Source organism: Riemerella anatipestifer, assembly GCF_009932355.1.
GTDB lineage: Bacteria > Bacteroidota > Bacteroidia > Flavobacteriales > Weeksellaceae > Riemerella > Riemerella anatipestifer_E.
This window is the reverse complement of the sequence record NZ_LEKU01000026.1, coordinates 1-15756: the sequence shown is the minus strand read 5'-3', so window position 1 is coordinate 15756 and position 15756 is coordinate 1. Positions and strand designations below refer to the sequence as shown.

Annotated in this window: 16 protein-coding genes; 2 read left to right on the top strand and 14 right to left on the bottom strand. The window is 36.4% G+C overall.

Annotation, left to right across the window (positions count from 1 at the left end; all coding sequences use genetic code 11):
* Positions 1-26: 26 nt before the first annotated feature.
* Positions 27-464 (top strand): thioredoxin fold domain-containing protein, encoded by a 438-nt coding sequence (locus GXW81_RS09660; protein ID WP_161532158.1) that lies wholly within the window; start codon positions 27-29, stop codon positions 462-464.
* On the opposite strand, the gene GXW81_RS09655 is transcribed toward GXW81_RS09660, so the two are convergent.
* A complete protein-coding gene (locus tag GXW81_RS09655; RefSeq protein WP_017686175.1) occupies positions 456-746 on the bottom strand; it encodes a GNAT family N-acetyltransferase in 291 nt (96 codons plus the stop codon). The two genes, GXW81_RS09660 and GXW81_RS09655, sit on opposite strands and share 9 nt — an antisense overlap.
* Before the next feature lie 130 nt (positions 747-876).
* On the opposite strand from GXW81_RS09655, the gene GXW81_RS09650 reads away from it, so the two are divergent.
* On the top strand, positions 877-1287 hold the full coding sequence (locus tag GXW81_RS09650; protein ID WP_004916385.1) for a BrxA/BrxB family bacilliredoxin: 411 nt from the start codon (positions 877-879) through the stop codon (positions 1285-1287).
* An 87-nt stretch (positions 1288-1374) separates the two neighbouring features.
* Here the strand turns inward: GXW81_RS09650 and hemE are convergent, their stop codons facing one another.
* The 13 genes from hemE to recJ form a co-directional block, all read right to left on the bottom strand.
* The gene (gene hemE, locus GXW81_RS09645; protein WP_161532191.1) at positions 1375-2400 is read right to left on the bottom strand and encodes a uroporphyrinogen decarboxylase; all 1026 of its coding nucleotides are present in this window, start codon (positions 2398-2400) and stop codon (positions 1375-1377) included.
* Positions 2401-2427: 27 nt separating this feature from the next.
* A complete protein-coding gene (locus GXW81_RS09640; RefSeq protein ID WP_161532157.1) occupies positions 2428-3087 on the bottom strand; it encodes a uroporphyrinogen-III synthase in 660 nt (219 codons plus the stop codon).
* A gap of 11 nt (positions 3088-3098) precedes the next feature.
* Positions 3099-4019: a hydroxymethylbilane synthase gene (hemC, locus tag GXW81_RS09635; RefSeq protein WP_161532156.1), complete on the bottom strand. Its 921-nt coding sequence runs from the start codon at positions 4017-4019 to the stop codon at positions 3099-3101.
* The gene (hemA, locus tag GXW81_RS09630) at positions 3994-5271 is read right to left on the bottom strand and encodes a glutamyl-tRNA reductase (RefSeq protein ID WP_161532155.1); all 1278 of its coding nucleotides are present in this window, start codon (positions 5269-5271) and stop codon (positions 3994-3996) included. The genes hemC and hemA overlap by 26 nt, the downstream gene beginning before the upstream one ends.
* A gap of 107 nt (positions 5272-5378) precedes the next feature.
* Positions 5379-6443 (bottom strand): DUF4407 domain-containing protein, encoded by a 1065-nt coding sequence (locus GXW81_RS09625; protein WP_161532154.1) that lies wholly within the window; start codon positions 6441-6443, stop codon positions 5379-5381.
* A 146-nt stretch (positions 6444-6589) separates the two neighbouring features.
* Positions 6590-8845, bottom strand: a complete 2256-nt coding sequence (locus GXW81_RS09620) for an inorganic phosphate transporter (protein WP_161532153.1) — start codon at positions 8843-8845, stop codon at positions 6590-6592.
* Positions 8846-9008: 163 nt separating this feature from the next.
* The gene (locus GXW81_RS09615) at positions 9009-9281 is read right to left on the bottom strand and encodes a hypothetical protein (protein ID WP_153935816.1); all 273 of its coding nucleotides are present in this window, start codon (positions 9279-9281) and stop codon (positions 9009-9011) included.
* A gap of 88 nt (positions 9282-9369) precedes the next feature.
* Positions 9370-10977 (bottom strand): fumarate hydratase, encoded by a 1608-nt coding sequence (locus GXW81_RS09610; protein WP_161532152.1) that lies wholly within the window; start codon positions 10975-10977, stop codon positions 9370-9372.
* Between the two features lie 130 nt (positions 10978-11107).
* Positions 11108-11437 carry a hypothetical protein gene (locus GXW81_RS09605; RefSeq protein WP_161532151.1) on the bottom strand — a complete coding sequence of 110 codons (330 nt, stop codon included), beginning with the start codon at positions 11435-11437 and terminating at the stop codon, positions 11108-11110.
* Between the two features lie 78 nt (positions 11438-11515).
* Entirely contained in the window at positions 11516-12775 is a 1260-nt protein-coding gene (pepT, locus tag GXW81_RS09600; protein WP_013447067.1) for a peptidase T, read from the bottom strand.
* Positions 12776-12851: 76 nt separating this feature from the next.
* The gene (locus GXW81_RS09595) at positions 12852-13193 is read right to left on the bottom strand and encodes a DUF3817 domain-containing protein (protein WP_161532150.1); all 342 of its coding nucleotides are present in this window, start codon (positions 13191-13193) and stop codon (positions 12852-12854) included.
* A gap of 22 nt (positions 13194-13215) precedes the next feature.
* Entirely contained in the window at positions 13216-13800 is a 585-nt protein-coding gene (gene nadD, locus GXW81_RS09590) for a nicotinate (nicotinamide) nucleotide adenylyltransferase (protein WP_161532149.1), read from the bottom strand.
* 9 nt (positions 13801-13809) lie between these two features.
* Positions 13810-15519 (bottom strand): single-stranded-DNA-specific exonuclease RecJ, encoded by a 1710-nt coding sequence (gene recJ / locus GXW81_RS09585; RefSeq protein WP_161532148.1) that lies wholly within the window; start codon positions 15517-15519, stop codon positions 13810-13812.
* Between the last annotated feature and the right edge of the window lie 237 nt (positions 15520-15756).

Sequence of the window (15756 nt, the reverse complement as noted above, 5' to 3'; positions counted from 1 at the left end):
TGCTGAAAAACATCTTACGGATTCAAATGACACTTTTTATAACGGTGTTTTTCCCCAAGGCACAGCAGCTTCCTTTTGTGTCTTGGGAGGCATTTGATACTTTGAGGCTTTCTCAACCCAGAAATACTTTGGTATTTGTTCGTACCGATTGGTGTTCGGTCTGTAAGAAACAGATTAAAGATTTAGAACAAGCCTCTTCTTTACTTCGTTTACTCTCGGAGCGTGTTTACCTCTTGGATTTGAATGCAGAAAAAGAGAAACGAAGTCTTTCGTTTTTTGGTAAAACTTACCGTTATTATACCAGTGGAAGCACATCAGGGCTACACGAACTTGCGTATTATTTTTCGCCTCGCAGTCAAGTTTATCCTTTGTGGGTATTGTTGGATAAAGATGGAAATATCTTAACCACCTATGAGGGCTATTGGTCTAAGGAGCAGCTTTCGGAACTTGTGGCATCATATTGAGGGGAAGACATCGTCTAGGTGCTCCATTCTCATCATCACAGCACGAGCGTAGGAGCAATGCGGATAGATAGTCCATTGGTGTTCTCTAGCGAAGCTAATGGCTTCTCTTATTAGAGCTTTTCCTAAGCCTCGCCCTTCAAACTTCGGAAAAATGTTTACAAATGAAATGATGAGTTGTTGTTTCTCTGGTAGAATGGTGTAGGTCAGTCGTCCTATTTCTTCGGTGTCGTTAGACATACCTATAAATCCGCCATTTCCTGTTTGGTTGTTCTTAAAATTCATTGTGTTTGTTTTGGTTTCAGTAGCAGCAAAATTCATGCAAACTGTTTTTTATCCACTACATTCCTGCGGAGGCTTTCCTTTTGGTAAATAATATTTGTTTAAATTTGTAGCCAAATAAAAAGAAATATTTATGTATCCACAAGAATTAGTAATGCCAATGAAGGCAGAATTGACAGATAACGGATTTAAAGATTTAACAACTCCGGAACTAGTAAATGAGGCTCTAAAAGCTTCTGGAACTACATTGCTTATGGTAAACTCGGTGTGTGGTTGTGCAGCGGGAGCGGCTAGACCAGGGGTGTTATATTCTCTAAACGGAGATAAGAAACCAGATAATTTAGTAACCGTTTTTGCTGGGTTTGACCTTGAGGCAGTCGTGGAGGCGAGAAGGCACTTAGCTCCATTTCCGCCATCATCACCTTGTGTGGCTTTGTTCAAAGACGGCGAATTGGTACATATGATAGAAAGACACCACATAGAGGGTAATCCTGCGGAAGCTATCGCGGCTAATCTACAAGCGGCTTACGAAGAGTACTGCTAGAGAAAAAGTAAATTAAATAAAAAAAGAGCTGTACTTTTTAGTGTAGCTCTTTTTTCTGTTGAATAATATTTTATTGAAATAATTTCTCTATTCTTTCCAATCTACCACCGCACGAACAAAGGCTTCGGCGTTTTCTACTGGGATATTAGGTAAGATACCGTGCCCTAGATTTACAATGTAGCGGTCTTTGCCAAATCGGCGTATCATATTATCTACCATTTTTCTGATGGTTTCTGGAGTCGAATGCAAACGAGCAGGGTCAAAGTTACCTTGCAGTGTCATCGTGTGATTGGTGTAAGTTCTTGCCAATTCGGGAGTGATGGTCCAGTCTACTCCCAAAGCAGAGGCTTTAGAGAGCGTCATTTCCTCCAATGCAAACCAGCATCCTTTACCAAATACTACCACGTGGGTTAAAGGGCTAAGTGCCTCTACAATCTGCTGAATATACTGCCACGAAAATTCCTGATAATCTTCTGGAGAAAGCATACCACCCCAAGAATCAAATATCTGAACGGCAGATACGCCCTTCTCTACCTTTCTTTTAAGATAAGCAATGGTGGTATCCGTAATTTTTTGTAACAGCAAATGTGCCGCCTCGGGTTGTTGGAAACAGAAAGACTTAGCCACATCAAAGGCTTTGCTGCCTTTGCCCTCTACACAGTAGCAAAGTATCGTCCAAGGGCTTCCTGCAAAGCCTATAAGCGGAATTTCATTATCTAGTTTTTGTAGTGTGAGTTCTATGGAATCAAAAACATAGCCCAGACGCTCATTAACATCAGGTATCTCTATAGCTTCTACTTGTTCCTTAGTTCTTATAGGCGTTTCTAGCCAAGGTCCCACACTTTCTTTCATTTGGAAATCTAAGCCCATCGCTTGAGGCACTACCAAAATATCCGAGAACAAAATGGCAGCATCTAGCGGAAATCTTTTAATAGGCATTAAAGTAATGTCCGACGCTAATTCTGGCGTTTGGCATCTAGTGAAGAAATCATACTTATCTCTCAAGGCACGAAATTCAGGTAAAAATCTCCCTGCCTGTCGCATCATCCACACAGGAGGTCTTTCTACCGATTCTCCACGCAAAGCTTTTAGATATAAATCGTTCTTTATCATCATATTTTTATTCATTTTTAAAGTTGGTTAGACTACCGATTTTACTAGACTAAGCAAATCGTTGAGGTTTTGCTTGGTGCTAATTATAGGTTTCTGTGAGGTGTATTTTGCCACTTCCAAAGCGGTGGTATTTCCTATACAAAAGACCATTTCATCGGTTATAGAATTATTTTTTACAAAGCTACGAACTCCACTTGGACTAAAAAAAACTAAAGCATCATATTTTTTGTTAAGAGTAGGGTATAGAAGTTCGGTTTCGTAAACTATTTTCTTTATATAATTCGCATTGTGATTAGCGATGCTTTTTTCTAAAGTATCCAATGCAAGGTTGCCACAAAAGTGAACAAAATCAGGATTATCCCATTGCTGTTGAAGTATAAACGAGGCTAATTCTTCGGCATTCTTAGCCGTATGTAGAGTTTTGATGCCTTTTTCTGCAAGTTTGCTTTCAGTTTTGCCACCTACACAAATCACAGATGAATGAGGTGCATCAAAACCGTTTTTAAAAAAGCCTTCCACCCCATTTGCACTAGTGAATATAAGTGTTTTATTACGCAGACTAATCTTTTCGGTATTGATGAATTTAATTCTAATAAAATCTTTGGTATCAACCTCTAGTCCTTTGTTTAAAAGGAGTTGGCGTTTTTCAGGATTGATTTCCTTAGTCAAGAGAATAGAACTAGCCATTAAAAAAGAGTTTAAAGTTCTTTTTTAATTTGGTCCATTATGGCTTTACCTCCATTAGCTAGGAGTTTATCGGCGAGTTCATTACCGAAGTTTCCTCCTTGTTTCCACGCAAAAGTTTCGTTAAGTTCAAGGCATTCTTTTCCGTTCAATGAGCATAATCTCCCTTGGAATTTAATTTCTTCCTCATTAAACTCTGCAAAAGCTCCGATTGGTGCTGTACAACCGCCTTCTAATCTGTTCAGAAATTGGCGTTCTATTTCCACGCATACTTGGGTCTGATGGTGGTTGATGGTTTTCACAATTTCGTTGATTTCGGTATTATCAGTGTGTCCTGCTACGGTAACCACCCCTTGCGAAGGAGCCGAAATCATAAAAGGTAAATGCTCGTACGGAATATCTAATGCCATTCTTTTAAGACCAGCTAAAGAAAACAGCGTTGCATCTGCGATACCGTCTTCTAGTTTTTGCAGTCGGGTTTGTACGTTACCTCTAATATCCGAAAATTCGGTGTTTGGAAATTGTTTTAACCAAAAGGCTCTTCTACGAAGGCTGCTAGTCGCTATTTTGAGTTCTTCCAGCGGTTTGTCTTTAGCCTTGCTACTTCTTACCAAAACATCTTGCGGATAGTCTCTTTCTAAGTAGGCTATCAGCTCTATATTTTGAGGTAGTTGTGTAGGGACATCTTTAAGAGAATGTACAGCTATATCTATTTGTTTATTGAGTAGGGCAATATCTAAATCTTTGGTGAAAACACCAGTAATGCCTAAAGAATAAAGCGGTTGAGTTAAATTTTTATCACCAGACGAAACTATAGGTACAATTTCGGTAGCATAGTTTTTTTGTTCCAAAGCTGCTGCTACTTCCTTAGCTTGCCATAAAGCTAAAGGTGAATTTCGGGTGCCTATTTTAATGGTGTTTTTCATTAAACTCATCTATTGGTTGTTGTACAAAAATATCGTTCATTAGCTTAGAGATTTCCTCTGCTTTCATTGGATTATCTATGATGAACTTTGCAAATCTGTTAGTGATTTTTTGGATAATTTTATTGCTTAGCTCCATATCCTCTATACCTATGTATTTGTGTTTGCGGTAGAAATGGTGCATTTCGTTTTCTTCTATTTTCTTTAAAGAAGATTTGAAATGAAGGATATTAGGCGTGTATTTTCTTTTCTTTTCCCACTCTAAAAACTCTTTACCCATTTCCTTGATAATCCTTTCCGCTTTAGGAATTTCTTTCCTTCTGATTTCTATGGTTTCCTGTATTTTTTCAGAAAGTTTATCCACATCTATCAGCTCTACCAAAGGAAGCTCTTCTACGGATTTGTCTACATTATGAGGGATAGCAAGGTCTATGACTAGCATTTCTTTCCCTTCTGGTAAATCCTCTTTGTTAATAATAGGCTTAGACGCTCCAGTAGCTACAATTAGAATGTCTGTGTTAGAAATTTCTTCTTTAATATTAGAAAAATCGGTGTATGGGATTCCAAATTTATCGGCTACTACTTTAGCATTTTCTAGGGTTCGGTTGGCTATTTTAACCTTTGGACGGTAGAGGTGTTTCATGAGATTTTCTACCGTATTTTGTCCAATTTCTCCTATTCCTAAGAGTAAAATGTTTTTGTCTTGAAGCTGCGTTTTATGGTTGAGAATATAATGCACCGCAGCATAAGAAACCGAAGCCGCACCATTGCTAATTCCTGTCTGATTTTTAATCTTTTTTGAAATCTGAATGGCGTAGTTAATGGCTCTCTCCATATAGGAGTTGGTAGTTCTTTTATAAGTTTTAAATCTAGAGTAAGCCTTTTTAATTTGGGAAATAATTTCAAAATCACCTAATATCTGGCTTTCTAAACCTGCCGCTACGCGAAAAAGATGATTGAGGGCATCTTCTCCTTTTTTGACCTCACAGTATTTTATAAATTCTACTAAATCTACGCCTACAATATCACAAAAAAGCTGTGCTACAAACATATAGTTATGGGTAGTGGTGTAGATTTCTGTTCTGTTACATGTAGAAACCACAAAAGCGTCACCCATATTTTTCTCATGAATTTTATTGACAAAATCTTGTATGTGTTCATCAAAAAAAGCAAACCTACCACGAGTCTCTGTATCAGCCTTTTCAAAGCTAATACTAAGCACAGTGAAGTGTGCAGTCTTATATGGGCTATTGTGGGAATGCATAAGTTTATAAGACTGCAAATTTACAGTTTTTTTCTGGTTTAGTAAAAACTTTAATTCAGAGTAAAGTAACTAAATTTTCTTTACTGATTATTTAGTGTAGGTTTTACCTAAAGTTTATTTTTAAACTCATCTAGCCTTTTCTCTGAAGCTATTTGGTTTTTTTCTATTTTTTCTTTGGCATAGACTTTAAATTCGGTTTCGTTTTTCTCTAGTAAGAAATCATAAGGGCCAACTCCCGAGATAAGTTTCACTAAAACAGGGGAGATTTCTAGACAGATAAACAACCCCATAATAAACATCGCCGCAACAGCAATGATGGGAGAGTTTTCTCCCAGTTCATCTAGTGCTTGAAGTCTCGCGGCAAAACCATTAAATCTGTTTTCTGAATCTTCGGTTTTAAGGCGTTCATTCTCCACATTAGAATAGACTTTTGATATTTCCTTATCCAAATATTCTAAGCGAGGAGCGACTTGTTTTTGGTAATTTTCTAAATCTAATCGGCGTTGTTCTTTAAGTTCCGATTTTCTTTTAGCATTAGGTCCAAAGCCTTCTTTTCCACTGGTAAGAGCAGATGATTTTCCTAGCACCTCTTTTTCTAGCTCCACAGATGCCGAATCGTAGGCTTTCTGATAGGTTAATATTTTTTCTTGAATTTGTTTTTTCTCGGTTTCAAAAGGTGAACTTTGGGTTAAAATTCTGCTTTGCATTTCTTGTTGAAGCTCTTTCTTATTCCTTTGAATAATGGTGTTGAGCTGTTTATTGATTTCTTTTTCAAATATCTTTAATTCCAAAGGTTTAGAGATGATGATACCTAAGAAAGTTGCTAATATCAATCTTGGAATTGCCATTAGTATTTGTTGCCACCAAGAACTTGTTTTTTTTATAGAAGACACTATATATCGGTCAAGATTGAATATCATTAAGCCCCAAATTAAAGCAAATATGAGGGAAATGTAGAAGTTGTCAAAAATGGTATAGATAGCATATCCAGCCGATAATGTGGCAAAAACTGCTGTAAAAAAGACGATGCCTCCTATTCCAGAAAATTTATTCCATTCGCTAGGTGTTTTTTTCAAGATATGAATGTTAGCACCACTACAAATAAGTAGAAAATATTGCAATCCATTTATTTTATAATTTGTAGATAGTGGCTTCTGAAGTTTTGTTTTCATTTTTTATTGATGAACTTTTGCAATAAGTATTCAAAATCTGTGCTATGTTACAATTATGTTTGAAATAAAGTGATAGTAAAAAAAAGAAAAACCTCAGAATCATATGCTGTTGAGGTTTTCTGTAAAAAACATTTGATTTTTAATGTTTATGGTACTGTAACTCCTTTTTTATCATATAATTTTAAAAACATTTTGGAAATACGCATAAGAACTGCCTGTATGTCCCTACTTTGTAGATAAACGCTGGTTTGGAGAATACCTTGTTTAGTGCTAGGCTTGGTTTTGCTGATGATGCCTATCTGTTCCTCTAGTTTTTCGTTAATATGAGCTCTTACAGCATTTCTCAGCTTTTTAATTTCATCTAGACTTTCGCTTTCAGGCTGTTCTAAAGAGACTAAGATATGATTGAAAAACTGATTCATTTTTGTTTCTAGAATATCAAGCTCTTTCATAAACTCAACATCAGTAAGTTGATGTAGATTTTTAACATAAAAAAGACATTCGTTGCTTAACGATTTAGTAGATTGTGTAAGATCTTGAATAAAATCACTACTAAGGAGGAGTACTTCGGAAGTGTCGCGGTCTCCAGAGGTAAGCCCTTTGATGTATTTTATACTTTTAGATTTTAACTTGTTGCCATGTTCCTCTAAATCTAAGACTGTTTTGTGAGCTTTTTCTAGCTTTGCCATATCACCTCGCCTTAGTCCGTTAATGGCATCATCGTAACTTTGAGCAATTTCGGAAATTACGGCACTTACTAGAGAGCGATATTTTTCTACTAAATTAAGGTCTTCTTGGTCTAGTATGCTGAACTTATCTTCTGCTGTTTTATTTTTTTTCTCTTTTTTGCTGAATGAAATTTGAGAAGCTATAATAAAAGTAAATACCAAAGCTACTAATACATATGTGCCTATTTCTCCACCTTTATAAAGAATAAAAGCAAATAAGGCAGATACTGTAAATGCAATAAATGCGGTGATAAACCAACCACCAATTACAGACAACACACCAGCAACTCTATAAACTGCTGATTCTCTTCCCCAAGCTTTATCTGCCAAAGAGGAGCCCATAGCCACCATAAAAGATACATAGGTAGTGGATAGGGGTAGTTTCATAGAAGTGGCCCAAGCAATAAGTATAGAAGCAACTATAAGGTTGGTGGCAGCTCTTACCAAATCAAACGCTGGAGATTCTTGCACAACAGTGGCTTCTTCTATTTTACTTTTTTCAAAGCTTTTGTTATAGTGTTTTATGACGGAAGTTGGAATAATGACACTGAAAATATTACCCAAAACTAGAGATGAATTAACGATACTTCTTGAAATAGCATTAGGTTTAAACCGTTCATCGCCTTCGTCTTGTCTTCCTAAATTAACTTCCGTTTCTGTAACCTTCTTAGCTTTGGCACTTAGCCATATGGTAAGCCCCATAACTATTCCAGCAATGATAAGCATATAGTTAGGCACAATAACATCGTTACTCGCTAGATAATCTTGGTAAAGTTCGTTGGCGGGGATTCCTGTTTCTTTCCAGTGATTAAAGGCCAAAAAACCTGTGATAGGAACCCCTATAAAATTCACTAAATCATTTCCAGCGAAAGCCATAGCAAGAGAAAAAGTACCAGCTAAAACTACTATTTTGAGAGGGTTTATTTTATATTGTTTTTGTAGTATGAATAAGATAGTGGTAGCTACTAAAAATATAGTTCCCAGTATAGCCCAAGTATGATTATTTATGAAATCTCTAGATTCTGAACTAATGATAGTGGTGCCTTTAAGCCCTTTTATGAGAAGAAAATAGACAATGGAAGTAATCCCAGCTCCCGAATACAAAGCTCCATACTTCTCTAATTTAGTTTCGTATTGGAAGGTAAATAATAGTCTGCATAAGTATTGTATAATCACACCCGCAGTAAAGGCAATCAGTATGGATAGAAATATACCTGAAACAATATTAGAGGTACTTTCAAAGTTGATGTATTTTCCTATTTCGCTTATTTTATCATCTTTTGCCATGGAAAACAAAATACCACTAATTAAGGCTGCTCCCAATAATTCAAATACAATGGAAACAGTGGTAGAGGTAGGAAGTCCTAGGCTATTAAATATATCTAGAAGTATAATGTCAGTCAGCATAACTGCTAGAAAGATGATAAGGATAATATCAAAAGTAAAGTGTTGAGGATAAAATATACCTTTCCGAGCAATCTCCATGATACCGCTAGAGAACACGGAGCCTAAAATTACACCAATGATAGCTGTAATAATAATGATTTTATAAGGAGCTGCTTTAGAACCGATAGCAGAGTTAAGAAAATTAACAGCATCATTACTTACACCTACAATTAAATCTGCAATGGCTAGTACAAAAAGTAGAATAATAACAAAAATAAAATACTCCATTTTTCTTTTGCTTTTATGGGCAATTCTAAGAATTTTTTTGGAATTTATATTTAATGTTAATTAAATTTAATATAACAAAAAACGCTTCCTAAAATGGAAGCGTAACCTGTCACATCTATCTAAGTAAATGTGTATGTTTGTTTGTAAACTTGGATAAAGATTATTAGTGGTGGCTAGTATGTGTTTCTACAACATCACCTAGAGGCCTTTTGTAAATTACCTCAACGCCTTCTTGCTCGTAAAGCTTTTTATATCTCACTTCTTCAGGGTCAAAAGGCTTAGTTTTTCCGAAATATTCCAATAGACCTTCTGTAAGCCATAGAGGCACAATGTAAGTTGCGAACATCATGATACACCAAAACCCCGCCATCATCATGGTGAAGAAATAAATAGTCCAAAGGAACTGATAAAACGGCCAAAATGCTGATAACATCATTGTCTTAAATATTTTAGGCAAAATTAACATAAATTTCTCTTTCCACAAAAGAAATCTATGCTAATTTTTAATTTATACTCATTTTAATTTAGTGTGCAATGCTTGAGAAAAAATCGTTACCCTTATCATCGGTGATGATAAATGCAGGGAAGTTTTCTATTTCTATTTTTCTCACAGCTTCCATACCTAACTCAGGGAAATCTACCACTTCCACAGATTTAATATTCTCTTTGGCAAGTATTGCTGCAGGACCGCCAATAGAGCCTAGATAGAATCCGCCGTATTTAGCACAAGCATCGGTTACCTCTTTACTTCTATTACCTTTAGCCAGCATAATCATACTTCCGCCATGTTTTTGGAATTCGTCTACATAAGGGTCCATTCTTCCTGCAGTTGTTGGTCCGAAACTTCCTGATGGCATTCCTTCTGGAGTTTTAGCTGGTCCAGCGTAGTAGATAGGATGATTTTTAAAGTACTCAGGCATTGGCTGACCTGAATCTAAAAGCTCTTTTATTTTAGCATGTGCTATATCTCTAGCAACAATGAGAGTACCTTTAAGTTTTAACCTCGTTTTGATAGGATATTTAGAAAGCTCAGCTAGGATTTCGTTCATTGGACGGTTAAGGTCAATTTCTACTGGAGCTTCTAGATGAGGTGGTGTTTCTGGTAAGAATTTTTTTGGATTTTCTTCCAATTGTTCCAAAAAGACACCATCTTTAGTGATTTTTCCTTTTATGTTTCGGTCTGCAGAACAAGATACACCCATGCCTACAGGGCAACTTGCTGCGTGGCGAGGTAAACGGATTACTCTTACATCATGCGTAAGGTATTTTCCACCAAATTGTGCCCCAATAGCACTTTTCTGACAAATTTCTTGTACTTTCTTTTCCCATTCTAAATCTCTAAAGGCCTGTCCTCCCATATTACCTTCCGTTGGAAGATTGTCGTAATAACCCGCACTAGCTTTCTTTACAGCAGCTAAGTTGGCTTCTGCTGAAGTTCCACCAATAACAAGAGCTAAATGATACGGCGGACAGGCGGCTGTTCCTAAATCCATTATTTTTTCCTTAACGAAAGCTTCTAAATTTTTCTCATTAAGTAGCGATTTAGTTTTTTGATAAAGGAAAGTCTTGTTGGCAGAACCGCCTCCTTTTGCTAAGAATAAGAAATGATATTCGCTGCCCTTGTTGGCATAAATATCTATTTGTGCAGGAAGGTTAGAGCCAGAGTTCTTCTCCTCAAACATTGTTAGAGGTACAATCTGAGAATATCTTAAATTTTTAGATTGATAGGTGTTGTAAATCCCTTTGCTTATCCATTCAGCGTCATTTACACCGGTATAAACATTTTCTCCCTTTTTTGCAACGCATATTGCTGTACCTGTATCTTGGCAAGATGGTAATGCACCCTCCGCAGCAACAGCTGCATTTTGAAGGAGATTATATGCTACAAAGCGGTCGTTATCGGTAGCTTCTGGGTCATCAATAATGTTTTTTAATTTTTGTAAATGGGTAGGGCGTAGCATAAAAGAAACATCTGCTAAAGCATTTTCTGCTAAGAGTTCTAGTCCTTTAGGGTCTATGGTTAAAATTTCTCTATCGCCTAATTTCTCCACTTTTACATACTCAGAGGTAAGTTTTTTATAAGGTGTGTCGTCTTTTAGGATAGGGAAAGGTTCTTGGTAATGAAATTCCATTATTATATTTTTTAGCTGTTATACAATTTTCCGTAAAAATAAAAATAGCCGTGGTTTTAACGAAAAAATAAGGATATGATTTCTTCCTTTTTTGATGTGAAAAACAGAAATTTATATCGGTTCTAAATAATTATTTCCTTAGACTTTTCGAACTTCTAAAACTCGCTAGCAAGAAATAGGCTACAAAAACAATAGAAAACCTAAGTACGGAAGGGATTGCAATCATGGGATTAAAGAACAGAAATCCTATCCCTAAAAGTAACCCGATACCAATAAACGAAATTCCCAGTTTTTTTGGTAAGCTATAATCTGGGCGGTCTAGAAAGAATGCCATGCCCCATGCTAATCCGAATGCAAAGCCATAATATAATGCTACGGCAGGCTCTTGTCCGTTAATAAACTTGTTGCTTAGAAAACTGATGGTGGTAATTACGATAGCGTATAAAATTGCTTTTTTCATTATATTAAATCATTAAAACTTAATAAAATCTCTCCTTTTTAAAAGAAAGGAGAGATGTAATTGGGCTTTGATTAAAGATTATTTTTCGGCTACTAATTGAGCGATGTTTAGTATCACTTTAGTGGCTTTCTCCATGCTTTCTAAAGGAACGTACTCGTAAGGTCCGTGGAAGTTGAGCCCTCCCGCAAAAATATTAGGACATGGTAATCCCATATAAGAAAGCTGAGCACCGTCTGTACCGCCTCTTATAGCTTTTATTTTAGGCTCTATATTAGCTATTTTCATTGCTTCTTCCGCAAAATCTATGATGTGCATTTTTCCTTCAAACTGTTGCTTCATATTGCGATATTGCTCTTTAATTTCTATTTCTGCTACACCTTCTCCATATTGAGCATTAAATTCTTTAACCTTCTCTAACATGAATGACTTTCTAGCTTCAAACTTCTCTGCATCGTGGTCTCTAATGATGTATTGTAGCTTAGCTTCAGAAACATCAGCATTTACTTCTAGTAAGTGATAAAAACCTTCAAAACCTCTAGTGGTAGAAGGCGTTTCGTTAGACGGAAGACGGTTTATGAAATCTGCTGCTAAAAGTCCAGCGTTTACCATTTTACCATAAGAATATCCTGGGTGAACACTTAAACCATGGATTTTAACAACAGCACCAGCAGCGTTAAAGTTTTCATATTCTAGTTCGCCTACTTCACCGCCGTCCATTGTATATGCCCATTCTGCACCAAATTTTTCTACATTGAATTTATGGGCTCCTCGTCCAATTTCCTCATCAGGGTTAAAGCCTACGGATATTCTACCGTGCTTAATTTCAGGGTGAGCTATAAGGTACTCGGCTGCCGTTACGATTTCTGCAATACCAGCCTTGTCGTCCGCAGAAAGTAGGGTAGTACCGTCTGTAGTGATGAGGGTTTGACCAATATAATCTTTAAGGCTCTCAAATTTAGAAGAAGAAAGGGTAAAGCCTGTTTCTTGGTTTAGCACTAAATCTCCACCGTCATAGTTTTTCCATATTTGAGGATTAACGCCTTTACCATTAAAGTCTGGTGTGGAATCATAGTGTGCAATAAATCCTATTTGAGGGACTTCTTTATCGTCTAAATTAGAAGGAATAAAGCCAAATACATAACCGTGCTCATCAATGGAAACATCTTCTAACCCCAACTCTTTAAGCTCGTTGAAGAGTAGATTTGCCATATCCCATTGTTGAGGTGTAGATGGTGTAGTTTCACTTTCAGGGTCGCTAGTAGAGTATATTTTAACATAAGTTAAAAATCTTGCAAGTAGTTTATCTTTCCATTCTTGGGTAAAATCTATGTTTATCATTGTGTATATATTTTTTACAAATTTAGTTTTTTTAAATAATGTGGCGTGTTTTAATATTGATATAACCTCAATTTAATTACTCTCTATCCATTTTTGCGAGTTTTCTTTCCACCCATATTGTTGCGAACGGAAAGAATACTGCCAATAGAGCAAATACAAAATCTTCATCGTCCCATTTAAAAATTTTCCTCGCAGGAAGACATAACAATAGGTATAAAGTGAAAAATAAACCGTGTATATTACCTGCAATAATGATGAATATCGTAGGAAGAAGACCTTCGGTATCGTAGCGTTTCCAAATCATAGCGATGCCGTAGAGTAAGAAGCAAGAAATGGCTTCTGCAACGCAAATTTGTTTAAACCATTTTATGAGTTTATCTTCAGGGTATTTGCTGAAAAAATTATCAATTATATTCATAATTCTGTGTGAGCTTTAAAGTTTATTTATAAAAATGGCTTCCGTCTAAATACTCAAATACTTCAATAGGAAGCATAGGTCGGGTATTTTTTCCATTCTTAATCATATTTCTAATTTCCGTAGAAGAAAGCTCTATAATAGGAGCATTGATTTGGTGAATGTTAGGGTGATCTTTGTAAGGATATTCTTCCTCAGTGTGTTCAAAAATTCTAGGGTAAACTATAATTTGGTGCTGTTCTACCAACCTATCAGCGTTTTTCCATTTGTGTAGAGACGCTAGGTTGTCTTCACCCATGATAAGACTGAAACTATGGTCAGGATATTTCTCATGAAGATAGGTTAAGGTATCTATGGTATAGCTAGGTTGTGGGAGCGAAAACTCTATATTAGAGGCTCTCATTTTAGGGTAGTTTTTAATGGCAAGCTCTACCATTTCCAAGCGGTTGTGGTCTGCTAGTAAAGATTTTTTTTCCTTAAACGGATTTTGAGGGCTTACCACGAACCAAAGCTCGTCCATATCGGAGTGTTCCAAAATGTAATTAGCCAAGATAAGATGCCCAATATGTATGGGGTTAAATGAACCGAAAAATAGGCTTACTTTCTTCATGGGTTGATATTAAGAGAATTTAACGCCTTTGATGTTGAGGTAATAAGTTACATTACCTTTCCAGTGGTTTTCTTCTACGGTAAAGGCTAAATCAAAGGTTTTATTACGGAACTCTTCGGCAAAATGACCTAGTTTAAATCCTACACATTCTATATTCCGTTTATTGTTAGGGTTTTGAATATAAAACTTAATGTGGCTGTTATCCTTACCCATTTGTTTTACATGCCCGCTGATATTAAGATTTTTCAGGACTAAAATAGGCTTCATATTATGAGGACCAAACGGAGCTAGTTTTCTATGGAAATTATAGAAATCCTTATTTAAGTCGTCTATATCTACTACGGTATCAATAGTGATGCTAGGCTCTTTTTGGTGTTCTTTGATATTCTTTGCAACTGTTTTTTCAAACTTTTCTTTAAAGAGTTCAAACTTTTCTTTTTCCATAGAAAGCCCAGCAGCAGCAGGGTGTCCTCCGAATTTTAGAAATAAATCCGAACATTCCTCCAAAGCAGCATGAACATCAAAATCTGATACCGACCTTGCCGAAGCTACAATCTCTCCATTATTACCATCGGTAAACACAACGGTAGGTTTATAATAAGTTTCGGTAAGCCTAGAAGCTACAATTCCTATAACACCTTTATTCCAATCGGAGCCATAAACTACGGTGGTGGCGTTTTGAATTTGTTGGGTGTCTATTACTTGTTGGAGTGCAGCGGTGGTAGAACTCATATCCATTTCTCTCCTGTGGTCGTTGAGGTTTAGTATGTTTTCTACAATTTGTGTGGCGTGCTTTAAGTTGTCTGATACCATGAGTTCCACGGCCGCTTTACCGTGTGAAATTCTTCCCGCGGCATTTATTTTTGGAGCAATTTCAAAGACGATATTAGAAATGTCAAAAGTCGCTAGCTTTTCTTTTGGGATTAAAAGCCTTATACCTAAATTTCTAGTTTTTCTCAAGGTTTTAAGTCCTAACTTTGCGAGTACACGGTTTTCGCCCGTCATAGATACAATATCCGCTGCGATAGAAATGGCTAATAAGTCCGTAAGCTCATATAGCTCCTCATCAGGTATTCTATAAATATTATTGAGTCCTTGGCATAGTTTAAACCCTACACCACAACCCGAAAGTTCTTTGAAAGGATAGCGGCAATCAGTTCTTTTAGGGTCTAGTACTGCCACTGCTTTAGGAATGTTTTCCCCTGGTAAGTGGTGGTCACATATAATAAAGTCTACTCCTAACTCTTTAGCGTAGTCTATCTTATCAATAGCTTTTATGCCACAATCTAAAGCAATAATTAGCGAAAAGCCGTTTTCTTTAGCAAAATCTATCCCTTCTTTGGAAATACCATAGCCTTCTGTATTTCGGTCAGGAATGTAGAAATCTAGATATTTCTTCTCTACAATTTTACTAAGGTATAGGTACATTAGTGCTACGGCAGTGGTGCCATCTACATCATAATCTCCGTAGACTAATATTTTTTCTCCGTTCTCTATAGCGGTAGCAATGCGTTCTACGGCGTTTTGCATATCTGCCATTAAGAAAGGGTTGTGTATATCTTCAAGATTGGGTTTAAAGAATTCTCTTGCTTTCTGATAATTATCTATCCCACGGAGGACGAGTATTTTAGACTCTAGTGTGCCATAGCCTATAGATGAAATAAGGGCATCTACTACTTCCTCGCTAGGTTCTGGTTTGTAAATCCATTTTTGATTCATAGACCACAAAAGTAACGAAAAAAGGATAAATATAAAATTAGGATGATGGCAGTCTTGCTGATAAAACTTTCTAAAAGTTTGTGTATTATAGGAAAACTTCCTAAGTTTGCTTCATATTTATGCTACACCGTATCAATTACATACAAGAAAATGCAAAAAACCTACACAAAAATTTGGTAGTTCCAAATAATTGTGTAAACACACACACACACACACACACACACACACACACACACA

Excerpts from the sequence above, each read along its gene's own strand:
- GXW81_RS09660 (WP_161532158.1), top strand. The coding sequence starts at position 27 with ATGACACTTTTTATAACGGTGTTTTTCCCCAAGGCACAGCAGCTTCCT.
- GXW81_RS09655 (WP_017686175.1), bottom strand. The coding sequence starts at position 746 with ATGAATTTTAAGAACAACCAAACAGGAAATGGCGGATTTATAGGTATG.
- GXW81_RS09650 (WP_004916385.1), top strand. The coding sequence starts at position 877 with ATGTATCCACAAGAATTAGTAATGCCAATGAAGGCAGAATTGACAGAT.
- hemE (WP_161532191.1), bottom strand. The coding sequence starts at position 2,400 with ATGATAAAGAACGATTTATATCTAAAAGCTTTGCGTGGAGAATCGGTA.
- GXW81_RS09640 (WP_161532157.1), bottom strand. The coding sequence starts at position 3,087 with ATGGCTAGTTCTATTCTCTTGACTAAGGAAATCAATCCTGAAAAACGC.
- hemC (WP_161532156.1), bottom strand. The coding sequence starts at position 4,019 with ATGAGTTTAATGAAAAACACCATTAAAATAGGCACCCGAAATTCACCT.
- hemA (WP_161532155.1), bottom strand. The coding sequence starts at position 5,271 with ATGCATTCCCACAATAGCCCATATAAGACTGCACACTTCACTGTGCTT.
- GXW81_RS09625 (WP_161532154.1), bottom strand. The coding sequence starts at position 6,443 with ATGAAAACAAAACTTCAGAAGCCACTATCTACAAATTATAAAATAAAT.
- GXW81_RS09620 (WP_161532153.1), bottom strand. The coding sequence starts at position 8,845 with ATGGAGTATTTTATTTTTGTTATTATTCTACTTTTTGTACTAGCCATT.
- GXW81_RS09615 (WP_153935816.1), bottom strand. The coding sequence starts at position 9,281 with ATGATGTTATCAGCATTTTGGCCGTTTTATCAGTTCCTTTGGACTATT.
- GXW81_RS09610 (WP_161532152.1), bottom strand. The coding sequence starts at position 10,977 with ATGGAATTTCATTACCAAGAACCTTTCCCTATCCTAAAAGACGACACA.
- GXW81_RS09605 (WP_161532151.1), bottom strand. The coding sequence starts at position 11,437 with ATGAAAAAAGCAATTTTATACGCTATCGTAATTACCACCATCAGTTTT.
- pepT (WP_013447067.1), bottom strand. The coding sequence starts at position 12,775 with ATGATAAACATAGATTTTACCCAAGAATGGAAAGATAAACTACTTGCA.
- GXW81_RS09595 (WP_161532150.1), bottom strand. The coding sequence starts at position 13,193 with ATGAATATAATTGATAATTTTTTCAGCAAATACCCTGAAGATAAACTC.
- nadD (WP_161532149.1), bottom strand. The coding sequence starts at position 13,800 with ATGAAGAAAGTAAGCCTATTTTTCGGTTCATTTAACCCCATACATATT.
- recJ (WP_161532148.1), bottom strand. The coding sequence starts at position 15,519 with ATGAATCAAAAATGGATTTACAAACCAGAACCTAGCGAGGAAGTAGTA.